The sequence below is a fragment of the Brevundimonas olei genome (genome assembly GCF_037055245.1).
Classification (GTDB): domain Bacteria; phylum Pseudomonadota; class Alphaproteobacteria; order Caulobacterales; family Caulobacteraceae; genus Brevundimonas; species Brevundimonas olei.
In genome coordinates, this window is sequence record NZ_CP146369.1 from 401,149 (window position 1) to 414,407 (window position 13,259).

Sequence of the window (13,259 nt, forward strand, 5' to 3'; positions counted from 1 at the left end):
CAGTTTTCAGGTAAGCTATTGTATTCACTGGCTTGAAATCAGCTTGGGAAGCTGATCGTCAAATTTCCAGTCTCGACAGATCGAGGCCGGGGTATGCGATCTTGTCGATGGCGGCCTTGAGCGTTGGGACGTCGACCTTCCCATAGCCACTGTGCACGTCGCCCGCCTCGTGGCCGACGATCTCCTGCGAAACGTCTTGTCTGATGTGCGCGGCCCGCAAGCGCGTGACCACCGTGTGTCGCGAGGAGTGAAAGACTAGTGCTCCCGGATCATCGGGGTCGCTGTCGGCTATGTTCTTCGCCCACCTGTTGAAGAGTTTTGATGGGCCGTGGCTGTAGTAACCCTTAGCGTCCGCTTTCAGTTCTGGGAAAAGTCGCAGTCGCCCCGACGCCTTCCAGTGACGAACCTCTGCTATCAATCCTAGTCGGACCAACTCGTGATGTAGGGGCACTTTCCGACGCGATGCATTTGCTTTCACGCTCTGGTCTTCAAATTCGTCTCTAACGTGGAAGAAGGTTATGCCGCTCTCTTCCTTCATGTCCGCAATGGCGAGGCCGCAGGCTTCGTTGAGACGCATGCCGGAGAAGAAGCAGATCAGGGGCACCCAGAAGCGATGATCTCGAATGCGAACGGTGCCCGAGCGTGATGAGCCCGACCCATGTGCAGCTTGCGCTCCCGTAAACGCGGGAAGATTTAGGAAGCGTTGAACTTCGGCGTGGGTGAAATCGCGGCGCGCTTTACGAGGGTCGGATTTTCTAGGCTTTGGCGCTGCGATGCCGTCAAAGGGATTATCTAGGCCGGAGCCGGCTTTCTTATGCCAAGCATAAATTCGACGCAGTGGCGTGAGATATTTCCCGTTGATCGTGACTGGATTCAGAAGTTGCTCTTCGTTCAGCGAAGCGGCCTTGGCTGAGCGTTCGGCGAATGTCGCCAGATCTCTATATGCTGGGCGGATTGCTGCGCGCGATGGGTGTTGGGTCAATGCGACCTGGTAATCCCCCGCAATCTCAGGCGTGACCTCATGAAGAGCGGGATCTCGTCCAAACCAGTCCACAAAAGTGTCGATCGCATTTTGATAGTCATCGCGACGCTTGGGCTTGAAGTTCTCAGTGCGGCTGATTGCTATCAGCGCATCCTTTGCCGCATCTTTGAACGGCAACGACGCACGACGAGAAGGTGATTTCTGGACACTCGCTGCCGGTCCGTTAAGGTCTTTCTGTGCATCGGGCTTGCTCGACGGAGCAAGGCGATTGATGACCTTTTCCGCAGGATCGTCATCGAGAATAGGTCTCCAAAGAGTTATGTCGCGCCGTCGGGTTGCGTCCAGCAAGTCACGATGTGCACGCATCATGAGCCGGGTGGCGATGTCGAAGGCGTCACTGTCCGTTTGCACTTGGAAGCCGTGCCGGGTCAGGAGATCTGCAGCGTGTTGGGCCGCGAGTGATTTATCGCCTAGCTCAAATCGCTTCGCGCTTTCCTCATACAGGGCTGCACGACGAATTCTTTCGAGATGGACCTCGTTCACATCAGTGATGAGGTAGCGGGGCTTCCCATAACGGGCTTCGCGCACTTGATCAGATTCTGCCAACAGTGCGGCGAGGGCGCCTTCACTCAATCGCTCGACCACTGCATCCGGAGAGCCGTCTGACGAGCGCTCCATTATGACGCCCGCAAACCACTCTCCCTCGCGATCTTGCTCTGTCCGACGTCGAAGCGAGGCATCTTCGTCCAGTTCCGCTCGGAGCCAATCGTCGACCAGGGTTTGGATTTCGGCGCGGGTGAGCAAATCAGACGAACTCGACATGCTGTGCTCAAGACAAATCCAGAGCCTTTCCGTCAAGAGGGCTGCACTCGTCGCCCGCTTGCGAGCAAGCCGTGCGTCTGGCGTGCGAAGGGATCGCCATAGCTCCTTGCGCCCGATCAACTGTTGCAGTGCCGCCGGAACTCTCGTCCGGAAATAGTAAGAACCACCGCGTCGAAAGACGTTCGTGACGAGCGACATTGAGCCCCGCGTAGCAGCTGTGCGTAGCAGCGCCACTCGCGACGACCTAAGTCATTGTATGGAAAGCCCTGGTGGAGCCGAGGGGAGTCGAACCCCTGACCTCGTCATTGCGAACGACGCGCTCTACCAACTGAGCTACGGCCCCGACCGACAGGCAGGGGCGGGACATAGAAGCGTCCAGGGGGGCGTGTCAACGGGCCGCGCACGAATCCTTGGCGATCCGCGGCCGGGCCGCTAGAAGCAGCGTGAACGAAGCAGGAGTTTCTCATGGGTTTCGCCCTTGTCTGGCTGGTGAACGCCGTCGTCACCCTGATGATCTGGTGCATCATCGCCTCGGCGATCCTGAGCTGGCTGTTCGCCTTCGACGTGATCAATCCGCGCAACCGCTTCGTGGGCCAGATCGCCTATGTGCTGGACACGGTGACGCGGCCGATCCTGGGGCCGATCCAGCGCGTGGTGCCGCCGTTGGGCGGGATCGACATCACCCCGATCATCGCCCTTCTGGCGCTGCAGTTCCTGAGCGTGCTGTTCAACCGGTCGGTCGCGCCCATGCTGATCATGTCGCTGGGCTGAGGCGAGCGAACCTTCGTTGAAGCAAAGCCACGGCGGCGCGGGATTCGGCGTTCGGCGCCCATTTCCGCCCTTGCGCGGCGCGAGCGGGCTCCTAAGGTGCCGACGATGGGTCCCTGGCGGACCGCCTTTTACGCGTAATTCATGACCACGATCAGGACAGTCGCCGTCATCGGCGCCGGGCAAATGGGTTCGGGCATCGCTCAGGTGGTGGCCGCCGGCGGCTATGAGGTGAAGCTGTACGACATTGCGCCGGACCGGGTGACCCTGGCCCTGGGCGAGATCGCGGCCAGCCTGGCGCGGCGTGCGGCGCGCGGCCTGTCGACCGAGGCGGAGGCCCAGGCGGCCCTGCAGCGCGTCACCGCCGTGAAAACCCTGGCGGAGGCGGCCGGGGCCGATCTGGTCATCGAGGCCGCGTCCGAGGACGAAGCGGTCAAGAAGGGCGTTTTCACCGAACTGACGCCGCTGCTGGGGCCGGATGTTCTGCTGGCGTCCAACACCTCCTCGATCTCCATCACCCGCCTGGCTTCGGTCACGGATCGGCCCGAGCGCTTCATCGGCCTGCACTTCATGAAGCCGGCGCCGACGATGAAGCTGGTCGAACTGGTGCGCGGCATCGCCACCTCGGCCTCGACCTTCGAGACGGCGGTCGCCTTCGCCGAGAGCCTGGGCAAGATCATTACGGAGTCCGAGGACTTCCCCGCCTTCATCGTCAACCGCATCCTGGTGCCGATGATGAACGAGGCGGTCTATGTCCTGTACGAAGGCGTCGGCGACGTGGTCTCGATCGACAAGGCGTTGAAGCTGGGCGCCAACCATCCGATGGGGCCGCTGGAGCTGGCCGACTTCATGGGGCTGGACGTGGCCCTGGCCATCATGAACGTGCTGTATGAAGGCCTGGCCGACAGCAAATACCGGCCCTGTCCGCTGCTGGTGAAATATGTCGAGGCCGGCTGGCTGGGCAAGAAGAGCGGGCGCGGCTTTTACGACTATTCCGGCGAGACGCCGGTTCCGACCCGCTGATGGCCGTCGCCTTTCCCTCTCTTCCGGGCCTGAAGCGCGTGGCGCCGCGGCGCGGCGCGGGCGCTCTGGTTCCGGCCGCCCTGGCGGCGGCGGCCTGGCCTCCGGTGATCCTGACCCTGTTCATCTGGCCGCCCGAGAACTGGTGGTCGGGCGTGGATACGGACTGGCGGCTGGTGATGCTGGCGGTCGGACTGATCGCGGCGCCGGCAGGTCTCTGGCTGCTGCTCGACAGCCACGGCAGGACCGGTCGGCCGTCGACGCGGCTGGGCGTGGTCTGCCGCTTCACCGTGTTCGGCGGCCTGCTGGCGGCGGCGATGCAGACGGTCATGGCCGTGATCATGGCGGGCCTGGCGGGCGCCGCCTCGCAGAGCCTCGTCCAGGGCCTGGGCGCGATCGAGACGGCCCTGCTGATCTATGGCGTCGGCGGCCTGCCGCTGGCGGTCATGATGGGCGTCAGCTACGCCCTGTGGGGCGGCCTGTGCGTGGCCTATCTGGGCTTTGTCCCGGCGCCGACGGTCAAGAACCGCATGGGCGTCCTGGCCGAACGGGACGTTACAGGGATTTAACGTGAAGCGGAGCGGCGGTCCCGCCTAAGCCTCAACCTCTTCACGCAGAACAGGGGGCGAGCATGAGGGATCAGGTCGAGACGGCCCAGCCGAAGCCGGTGGCGGCCGATCAGCGGATCGTGACCCTGGACGTGCTGCGCGGCGCGGCGGTGCTGGGCATTCTGGCCGTCAACGCGGCGGCCTTCGCCCTGCCGATGATGGCGATCGAGATGACGAGCGGCCAGTCGCCCTTTCCGGCGGGCCCCAATGCGTCGGGCGTGGCGCAATGGGTCGTGGCCGTCTTCTTCCAGCAGAAGTTCGTCACCCTGTTCTCCATGCTGTTCGGCGTGTCGGTCTTCCTGGTCGGCGGCGAACGGGGCGATGAGGCGAAGGGGCGCGTCCTGCGTCGCCGCCTGCTGTTCCTGGCCCTGTTCGGCCTGATCCACGGCGCGGCCTTCTGGTACGGCGACATCCTGTTGCTCTACGCCTGGTCGGGCCTGTTCGTGATGATGATGCGGTCGATGCCCGCCAGGCGGCTGATCTGGATCGGAGCGGGGGCGACCGTCGCCCTGGCGACCTTGCAGGCCGGGCTGATGCTGCTGACGGCGCATTTCCCCGAGGCGATGAGCAGCGGCGGGGCTTCGGACGGGGCGGTGGCCGCGTCCATCGCCGCCTATCAGAGCGGCTGGGCCGGCGCGGCGCTGGAGAACCTGAAGGCCTGGGCCATCGCCCAGGGCATGAGCCTGATCATGTATGTGTTCTCGACCGTGCCGTTGATGATGCTGGGCCTGGGTCTGTTCAAGGCGGGCTTCTTCCACGGGCGTGTTCCGACGCGCGTCTACGCGATGCTGATGGCGGGCGGGGCGGCGGTTCTGGCCCTGCTGGGCGTGCTGGAATGGTTCGAAATTCAGGCCGGGGCCGAGGTCGAGGCGACCGGCGGCTGGGCCATGGCGGTGGGCTCCTATCCGCTGATCATCACCCTGGCCTACGCTTCGGCTCTGATCCTGATGACGACGCGCGGCGTGGGCTGGCTGCGCAAGGCGCTGGCGCCGGTGGGGCGGATGGCCTTCACCAACTATCTGAGTCAGACCCTGATCATGACGACCATCTTCTACATGCCGTGGGGGCCGCGTCTGTTCGGTCAGGTCGACTATCCGATGCAGTGGGCCATCGTCGTCGGCGTCTGGGCGCTGCAACTGATCTGGTCGCCGCTGTGGCTGTCGAAGTTCACCATGGGGCCGTTCGAGTGGCTGTGGCGGCGCCTCAGCTATGGGCGCGATCTGCCGCTGCGCCGCACGGCCTGAGAGCGTCGGGCGGACTGTGAGTTGCGGCGGCGGAACTGATGGCTTAATCGCCGCCCCATGACCGACGAAGCCTCCAACCGCCCCGAAGCCCGCGCTCCCCGCGGGTTCGCCGACCGTCGCGGCCGCGACCTGACCGCCGAGCGCCGCATCGTCGCGCGCGTGTCCGAGGTCTATGAGCGCTGGGGCTTCGAGGCGCTGGAGACTCCGGCGTTCGAATACGCTGACGCGCTGGGCAAGTTCCTGCCGGACGCCGACCGTCCGAACGAGGGCGTCTTCGCGCTTCAGGACGATGACGACCAATGGATGGCCCTGCGCTACGACCACACGGCGCCTCTGGCTCGCTTCGCCGCCCAGAACTGGGAGACCCTGCCCAAGCCGTTCCGCCGCTACGCCTATGGGCCGGTGTGGCGCAATGAGAAGCCGGGTCCGGGCCGTTTCCGCGAGTTCTGGCAGTGCGACGCCGACACCGTCGGCTCCGACCGGCCAGAGGCCGACGCCGAGATCATCGCCATGGGCTGCGAGGGCCTGCGCGCCGCGGGCCTGGCGGCCGGGCAGGCGGTGATCCGCGTCTCCAATCGCAAGCTGTTCGACGGCCTGTTCGACGCGGGCGGGATCACGGATCCGGTGCAGCGACTGACGGCCCTGCGCGCGGTGGACAAGTACGACCGTCTGGGCGTCGAAGGCGTGCGCCTGCTGCTCGGCGAGGGGCGTCTGGACGAGTCCGGCGACTACACCAAGGGCGCGAACCTGCCTTCCTCGGTGATCGGAGCCATCGAAGCCTTCCTGGCCTCGGCCGAGACGCCGGGCCTCAGCCGCGCGGGCGTGCTGGACGCCGTGTCCGGCGCCGCCTTGGGCGCCGCGGGTGAAGAGGCGCTGAAGGAACTGGCCGCCATCGACCGCGCCCTGACCGCCATGGGCGTGGCGCAGGACGACGTGCGCTTCGACCCGACCATCGTGCGCGGGCTGGAATACTACACCGGCGCGGTGTTCGAGGCTGAACTGCTGCTCGACACCAAGGACGAGAAGGGCCGGGCCGTGCGCTTCGGCTCGATCGGCGGCGGCGGCCGCTATGACGATCTGGTGTCGCGTTTCACCGGCCAGTCGACCCCGGCGACCGGTTTCTCCTTCGGCGTGTCGCGTCTGGCTTCGGCTCTGCGCGCGGCCGGACGGGGCGCCGAGGACGAGACGCGCGGGCCGGTGGTGGCCATCGTCTTCTCCGAGGACGACATGCAGCACTATCTCGACGCCGTGTCCGAACTGCGCGCGGCGGGCATCGCCGCCGAACTCTATCTGGGCCGGGCCGGCATGAAGGCGCAGATGAAATACGCCGACCGGCGCGGCGCCCCGGCCGCCGTCATCCTGGGCGGAGACGAGATCGCCGCAGGCCAGGTGACGATCAAAGATCTGGACGCCGGACGCGCCCGCGCCGTCGCCATCGCCGACAACGACGCCTGGAAGGCCGAACGTCCGGGGCAGCAGACCGTGGCGCGCGATCAGCTGGTCGCCGTGGTCCGCTCCATTATCGAATAGGTTTCGATAAAAACCCTGACGAAGACGTGAGTTATCAACGTTCAGTTACGAAAGAACGCTCTTTCGATGGAGGCTTGATTGACTTGACCCCCTCCATGGCGTCATTTGGTCTCACTCAAGAGGCGCAGCGCTCAGCCGCAGCGACATCTTGAAGGCGTTTCGGGGAGGAAACGTCCGCTCCTGAGAGAGCGAGAAGGCCCGCTGCGATGTATCCCCCGCAGCGGGCTTTTTCATGCCCGGAGCACAGGACATGTATCGAAGAATATTCGAGAGTTGATGGAGTGTTGACCTAATGCGCCGTCATCCTCGGGCTTGACCCGAGAATCCAGACAACCGCGCGCTCAAGCTTCCGACCCTTCCGGCCGCTGCCTCCTGGATCCTCGGGTCAAGCCCGAGGATGACGGCGGGGAGCTCTAACCGCCATGAAAAAGGGCCGGAGCGTCGCCGCTCCGGCCCTCTTTGTTTCGCCTCTGGGTCTTACCAGATGCGGACGCGGTCTTCCGGCGCCAGATAGTATTTCGTGCCGGGCTTGACGCCGAAGGCTTCATACCAGGCGTCGACGTTGCGCACCGGGCCGATGACGCGGAACTCGGCCGGGCTGTGCGGATCGGTGGCGATCTGGTTCTTCAGGGCGTCCTCGCGGTACTTGGACTGCCACACCTGCGCCCAGCCGTAGAAGAAGCGCTGGTCGCCGGTCACGCCGTCGATCACCGGGGCGGGCTGGCCCTTCAGCGACAGGTGGTAGGCCTCGAGACCGACCGCCGTGCCGGCCGCGTCGCCGATGTTCTCACCCATGGTCAGGCCGCCCTGGACGTGGAAGCCGGGCAGGGGCTCGAAGGCGTCGTACTGAGCGCCCAGACGCTTGGTCAGGTCTTCGAAATTGGCCTTGTCCTGATCGGTCCACCAGTTGCGCAGCACGCCGTCGCCGTCGGACTTGGAGCCCTGGTCGTCGAAGCCGTGGCCGATCTCGTGGCCGATCACGCCGCCGATGCCGCCGTAGTTGACGGCCGGGTCCGCATCTGGATCGAAGAAGGGCGGTTGCAGGATGGCGGCCGGGAAGACGATCTCGTTATTGGCCGAGTTGTAATAGGCGTTCACCGTCTGGGGCGTCATGCCCCACTCGTCCTTGTCGACCGGCTGGTCCAGGCGCGACAGGCGGTAGTTCCACTGGAACTGGCCCATGCGCTGGCTGTTGCCGAACAGATCGTCGGCCTTGATCTCGAGCGCCGTATAGTCGCGCCACTTGTTCGGATAGCCGATCTTGACGGTGAATTTGCGCAGCTTCTCCTGAGCTGCCGCCTTCGTCTCCGTGCCCATCCAGGTCAGGTTGTCGATGCGGTGCGACAGGGCGGTGCGCAGGTTGGCGACCAGTTCTTCCATCTTGGCCTTGGATTCGGCCGGGAAGTATTCGGCGACATACAGACGGCCCGCGGCCTCGCCCAAGGCGCCCTCGGCGAAGCTGATGGCGCGCTTCTCGCGGCTGCGCTGCTCGGGCTGGCCGGCCAGGTCGCGCGAATGGAACTCCCACTGGGCGTCCGAGAAGCGCTGCGACAGCATGGGGGCGGCGTCGTCCGTGGTGTGGAAGGCCTGCCAGGCCTGCAGGGTCCCCACCGGCGTCTCGCCGAAGATGGCGGCCATCTTCGGCATGGCCGTGTTCTGACGCACGATCACGCGGTCGACGGCGCCCAGGCCGGCGGCGTTGAAATAGCCGGCCCAGTCGAAGCCGGGCGCTTCGGCGGCTAGGGTCTGGATCGAATAGGGGTTGTAGGTCTTGTCGCGGTTGCGGTTCTCGATCGGGGTCCAGTGGGCCTCGGCGATCCGATCTTCCAGGGCGACGATGGCGGCCGCCGAACCGGCCGGGTCGGCCCAGCCGATGTTGGTCAGCATCCGCTCGATATAGGCCTGATACTTCTCCTTCTTGTCGGCGAAGCGGGCGTCCAGATAGTAGTCGCGGTTGGGCATCCCCAGGCCCGACTGACCGGTCGAGACGGCGTAGCGGGTCGGGTTCTTCTGGTCGATGGTGATGCCGGTGCCGAAGAAGGAGCCGCCCGCGCGTCCCTGGGTCTGGCCCATGTAGGCGGCGATCTTCTCATGGGTGTCGGCGGCGCGGATGGCGGCCAGATAGGGCGCCAGCGGCTGGGCGTCCAACTGGTCGACGCGGGCCTGGTCCATGTAGGCGCGATAGGCGTCGGCGATCTTCTGCTCATCCGAACCGGCGGCTAGGTCGGTGCGCGCGGCCAGATCGGTCACCAGCTTCTTCATGCGGTTGTCGGACAGTTCGCGCAGCAGGGCGAAGGAGCCGTAGGAGGTGCGGTCAGACGGGATGGTCAGTTGGTCGATGGCCGCGCCGTTGGCGTAGCGAAAGAAGCTGTCGCCCGGATCGACCGAGGTGTCGCGGCCCGCCAGGTCAAAGCCCCAGGTTCCGTATTTGGGCGCGTCCGTGCCCTGCCAGCCCGAAGCGCCGCCCTCGGCGGCCGGAGTCTGAAACAGTTCGAAGACGGTGCAGGCGTCGTCGATGCAGGCATGGTCGTGGCCGTCATGGGCCAGGGCGGCGGCGGGCGCCAGAAGGGCCGCGGCGGCGACCCCAGCGAACAGTTTCTTCATTGTCGTTTCCTCATCTCGGCCCAAGGGCAGGGCGGCCCGAAGCGTAGAAGCTTCGGGCGATCCGGCAGTCTTAAAAAATTTTATCGGGAAGGGCGAGGGCGGGATTCGCATCTGCGGGGTTCGGCGCCGGCTCCCGATGTCTTCGCCATACATGAGCCGTGCAATAAAGCGGGCCTAACGGCAAAGCTTTGATTTCCCGTATGCCGTTCAACGGCCCTTATCCGTAGAACTGCGTAACCCTGTTGAACTCACAACCGGCCTGCGGCAAAGTTTTATGCCGCTTGTGACCCATTTTGGTCATTGTTCGGTGATGAAAGTTCACCACTTCCTCCCAGGAGCGTCGTCAGTCTCGTTCCAGGTTCGCGTCGGACGACAGCGAGCCGCGATGAGGCGAACGCCGCCTATAGATGAGTTTAGAGCCGTCGCCGATGCGTGAGTCTTCCCAGTCCGCCCCTGCAGTCGCCGAAGCCGAAGCCCAGCCTCGACTGAACCGCCGCCAGGCCGCCAAGGTGCGCACGCGTCAGAAAGTGCTGGACGCCGCCCGCACCCTCTTCGCCGAGCGCGGCTATGACGCCGCCACCATCCGCGATATCGCCAAGGGGGCGGGCATGTCGACCGGCGCCGTCTTCGCCAACTTCCAGGACAAGGCCGAGCTGTTCGAAGCCGTCTTCTCCGAGGAGATGGAAGGCCTGCTGGCCGACATCCGCACTGCTGCGGCCGCCGAAGGCCGCGTCCTGGATCGCCTGTCGAACGGATTGACCGCCGGCTATCACCGCTCGCTGGACCACCTGCCGCTGATGCAGGCCATGGTCGCCCGCTCCTGGTTCCAGCCGGAAGACGCCGATCTGCGCTCGCGCGCCTTCGTCCGTCCGCTGGTCGAGGCCGTGGCTGAATTGCTGCAGGCCGGCGTGCGCGAGGGCGAACTGCGCCAGGACGTGGACCTGCCGCTTCTGGCGCGTCTGATCTGGGACGTCTTCATCTCCAACTTCCGCTTCGCCGCCTATGACAACTGGGGCATCGAAGAGCTGACGCCGCATATCCGCAAACAGCTCGAGCTGATCCTGTCCAGCCAGCTGGCGCGTCAGTAAGACTTCAGTCGGGATCGATCTGGGGCCGCACGCCGGACAGGCGCGCGGCCCTTTTTCTCGCCCATTCTCAGAAGCCGATGGAACGCCGCTCTTCTTCGGGTGTTGCAGTCCAAGGCCAAGCTGAAGATGGGAGGGCGCCATGTCGTCCATTGAGCGCGGACGTGGATTCGGCAGCGTCCTTGTCAGGCTTCTGGGGATCGTCATCGCCCTGATCGGGCTGATGCTGACCATAGGCGGGGGCCAGCTGATCATGCTGGGCGGCTCCGCCTATTATCTGATCGTCGGCCTGTTGATGATCGTGTCCGGGGGGCTTCTGGCTCTGCTGCGGCCGTTAGGCGCCTGGCTCTATATCGCCATCTTCATCGGCACCGTCGTCTGGGCTCTGTGGGAGGTCGGACTGAACGGCTGGGCCCTGGTCCCGCGCGTGGTGGCGCCGCTGGTTCTGCTGATCGCCGTGGTCCTCAGCTTGTCGGCGCTGAAGCGCGACGGGGGCGGAGGCAAGCTGGTCTGGGGCGGGCTCGCGGCGATCGCCGTCTTCTGCCTCGTTTCCGGCGTGGTCGTGGCCCAGGCCAACAAGGCCAGGGTGATGAGCCCGGTTCCGTCCGCCGGCGCTGGCGGCGTGAGCGACCCGGCGGTGCTGAAGGTCGGCGCCGACTGGCCCGCCTGGGGCGGCTCCGACAGCGCCCAGCGCTATTCCCCGCTGAGTCAGATCAACAAGGACAATGTGAAGGGACTGCAGCGCGCCTGGACCTTCCGCACCGGCGATCTGCCGGATGAGCGCTGGGGCGCCGAGACGACGCCGTTGAAGGTCGGCGACACCCTCTACCTGTGCTCGGCCCGCAACCGGCTGTTCGCGGTGGATGCGGCCACGGGCAAGCAGAAGTGGACCTATGATCCCAAGGTCGCCGACGACCAGATCCCCTATACCGCCGCCTGCCGGGGCGTGACCTACTACGCCGTCCCTAACGTTGATGCGGCTCAGCCCTGCGCCACGCGCATCATCGAGGGCACGCTGGACGGGCGGCTGGTGGCCGTGGACGCCCGCACGGGGGCGCCCTGCGCCGGGTTCGGCGCGAATGGCGAAGTCAGCATCAAGCATGGGATGGGCGACCCCTATCCCGGCATGGTGTCGATCACCTCGGCGCCGGTCATCGTGCGCGGGGTGGTGGTCACCGGCCATCAGGTTCTGGACGGCCAGAAGCGGTGGAACGCCTCGGGCGTGATCCAGGGCTTCGACGCGGTGACCGGCGAGTTGCGCTTCGCCTGGGACATGATGCGGCCGGACATCACGACCCTGCCGCCCGAAGGCGAGACCTATACGCCGGGCACGCCGAACATGTGGACCACGGCCACGGCGGATGAGGCGCTGGGCCTGGTCTTCCTGCCGATGGGCAACTCCTCGGCCGACTATTATTCCGGCCTGCGTCGCCCGGCGGAGAACGAATACGCAACCTCCCTGGTCGCGCTGGACGTGACCACGGGCAAGCCGCGCTGGCATTTCCAGACGGTGAGGAAGGATGTCTGGGACTATGACCTGGGCTCGCAGGCGACCCTGGTCGACATGCCGATCAACGGGACCCTGGTTCCGGCGGTGATCCTGCCGTCCAAGCAGGGCGACCTCTATATCCTGGATCGCCGCACCGGCCAGCCGCTGCACAAGGTCGAGGAGCGCCGCGTGCCCCAGGGCGGCGTCGAGCCCTCGCAGCGCAGCCCGACCCAGCCCTTCTCCCTGTTCCACACGCTGAGAAAGGCCGACCTGACCGAACGGGACATGTGGGGCATGTCGCCGATCGACCAGATGGTCTGCCGCATCCAGTTCCATCAGGCGGCCTATGACGGCTACTTCACCCCGCCGACGGCGGACCGCTACTGGATCCAGTATCCGGGCTACAACGGCGGCTCGGACTGGGGCGGGGTTGCGGTCGACCCGGCGCGCGGCGTGATCGTCGCCAACTACAACGACATGCCCAACCACAACCGCCTGGTGCCCCGCGCGGAAGCGGACCGCCTGGGCTGGTTCCCGCGCGACGACCCTCGCTACATCGAGCGCGAGAAGGAGGCGGCCAACCGCGGCGGCAACCTGTCGAAGTCCAAGGCCGAGGGCGCGGGCGACCCGCAGATGGGCGTGCCCTACGCCATCGACGTCAATGCGGGCTGGCGGGTCAAGTTCACCGGCCTGCTGTGCAAACAGCCGCCCTATGGCGGGATGCGCGCCATCGATCTGAAGAGCGGCCGCACCCTGTGGGACCGTCCCTTCGGCACGGCAAGGAAGAACGGACCGTTCGGCATCCCCTCCATGCTGCCGCTGGAGATCGGCACGCCGAACAACGGCGGCTCGGCGGTGACGGCAGGGGGGCTGATCTTCATCGCCGCCGCGACGGATGACCTGATCCGCGCCATCGATATCGAGACGGGCAAGACGGTGTGGTCGGACGTGCTTCCGGCGGGCGGTCAGGCCAATCCGATGATCTATGAGCAGAACGGCCGCCAGTATCTGGTCATCATGGCCGGCGGGCATCACTTCATGGAGACGCCGCGCGGGGACTATGTGATCGCCTATGCGCTCCCTGAAAGGGGCGCATAAGCACTCTTT

9 protein-coding genes and 1 tRNA gene are annotated in these 13,259 nt (G+C 65.6%); 7 read left to right on the plus strand and 3 right to left on the minus strand.

Features of this window, described 5'->3' with window-relative positions; genetic code table 11:
• Window positions 1-58: 58 nt before the first annotated feature.
• Window positions 59-2,002 carry a site-specific integrase gene (locus V8J38_RS01965; protein WP_338577690.1) on the minus strand — a complete coding sequence of 648 codons (1,944 nt, stop codon included), beginning with the start codon at window positions 2,000-2,002 and terminating at the stop codon, window positions 59-61.
• A gap of 69 nt (window positions 2,003-2,071) precedes the next feature.
• Window positions 2,072-2,147 (minus strand) — tRNA-Ala (locus V8J38_RS01970).
• Between the two features lie 122 nt (window positions 2,148-2,269).
• Between V8J38_RS01970 and V8J38_RS01975 the strand changes: the two genes are divergently transcribed.
• The 5 genes from V8J38_RS01975 (at window position 2,270) to hisS (ending at window position 6,974) form a co-directional block, all read left to right on the plus strand.
• The gene (locus V8J38_RS01975) at window positions 2,270-2,575 is read left to right on the plus strand and encodes a YggT family protein (RefSeq protein ID WP_291779989.1); all 306 of its coding nucleotides are present in this window, start codon (window positions 2,270-2,272) and stop codon (window positions 2,573-2,575) included.
• A 141-nt stretch (window positions 2,576-2,716) separates the two neighbouring features.
• Window positions 2,717-3,595: a 3-hydroxybutyryl-CoA dehydrogenase gene (locus V8J38_RS01980; RefSeq protein WP_338577691.1), complete on the plus strand. Its 879-nt coding sequence runs from the start codon at window positions 2,717-2,719 to the stop codon at window positions 3,593-3,595.
• Window positions 3,595-4,161: a hypothetical protein gene (locus V8J38_RS01985; protein WP_291779985.1), complete on the plus strand. Its 567-nt coding sequence runs from the start codon at window positions 3,595-3,597 to the stop codon at window positions 4,159-4,161. The genes V8J38_RS01980 and V8J38_RS01985 overlap by 1 nt, the downstream gene beginning before the upstream one ends.
• 62 nt (window positions 4,162-4,223) lie before the next feature.
• The gene (locus tag V8J38_RS01990; RefSeq protein WP_338577692.1) at window positions 4,224-5,444 is read left to right on the plus strand and encodes a DUF418 domain-containing protein; all 1,221 of its coding nucleotides are present in this window, start codon (window positions 4,224-4,226) and stop codon (window positions 5,442-5,444) included.
• 57 nt (window positions 5,445-5,501) lie between these two features.
• On the plus strand, window positions 5,502-6,974 hold the full coding sequence (gene hisS / locus V8J38_RS01995; RefSeq protein WP_338577693.1) for a histidine--tRNA ligase: 1,473 nt from the start codon (window positions 5,502-5,504) through the stop codon (window positions 6,972-6,974).
• Window positions 6,975-7,451: 477 nt separating this feature from the next.
• Here the strand turns inward: hisS and V8J38_RS02000 are convergent, their stop codons facing one another.
• Complete coding sequence (locus V8J38_RS02000) at window positions 7,452-9,578, minus strand: M13 family metallopeptidase (protein WP_338577694.1); 2,127 nt, start codon at window positions 9,576-9,578, stop codon at window positions 7,452-7,454.
• A gap of 428 nt (window positions 9,579-10,006) precedes the next feature.
• Here V8J38_RS02000 and V8J38_RS02005 point away from each other — a divergent pair, with 428 nt between their 5' ends.
• Together V8J38_RS02005 and V8J38_RS02010 are read left to right on the plus strand one after the other, a co-directional pair.
• Window positions 10,007-10,666, plus strand: a complete 660-nt coding sequence (locus tag V8J38_RS02005; RefSeq protein WP_291779975.1) for a TetR/AcrR family transcriptional regulator — start codon at window positions 10,007-10,009, stop codon at window positions 10,664-10,666.
• 139 nt (window positions 10,667-10,805) lie between these two features.
• Window positions 10,806-13,250, plus strand: coding sequence for a membrane-bound PQQ-dependent dehydrogenase, glucose/quinate/shikimate family (locus tag V8J38_RS02010; protein ID WP_338577695.1), 2,445 nt, complete (start codon window positions 10,806-10,808; stop codon window positions 13,248-13,250).
• Window positions 13,251-13,259: the final 9 nt, after the last annotated feature.

Coding starts and splice junctions, on each gene's coding strand:
- V8J38_RS01985 (WP_291779985.1), top strand. CDS start 3,595: ATGGCCGTCGCCTTTCCCTCTCTTCCGGGCCTGAAGCGCGTGGCGCCG.
- V8J38_RS01990 (WP_338577692.1), top strand. CDS start 4,224: ATGAGGGATCAGGTCGAGACGGCCCAGCCGAAGCCGGTGGCGGCCGAT.
- hisS (WP_338577693.1), top strand. CDS start 5,502: ATGACCGACGAAGCCTCCAACCGCCCCGAAGCCCGCGCTCCCCGCGGG.
- V8J38_RS02005 (WP_291779975.1), top strand. CDS start 10,007: ATGCGTGAGTCTTCCCAGTCCGCCCCTGCAGTCGCCGAAGCCGAAGCC.
- V8J38_RS01975 (WP_291779989.1), top strand. CDS start 2,270: ATGGGTTTCGCCCTTGTCTGGCTGGTGAACGCCGTCGTCACCCTGATG.
- V8J38_RS01965 (WP_338577690.1), bottom strand. CDS start 2,002: ATGTCGCTCGTCACGAACGTCTTTCGACGCGGTGGTTCTTACTATTTC.
- V8J38_RS01980 (WP_338577691.1), top strand. CDS start 2,717: ATGACCACGATCAGGACAGTCGCCGTCATCGGCGCCGGGCAAATGGGT.
- V8J38_RS02000 (WP_338577694.1), bottom strand. CDS start 9,578: ATGAAGAAACTGTTCGCTGGGGTCGCCGCCGCGGCCCTTCTGGCGCCC.
- V8J38_RS02010 (WP_338577695.1), top strand. CDS start 10,806: ATGTCGTCCATTGAGCGCGGACGTGGATTCGGCAGCGTCCTTGTCAGG.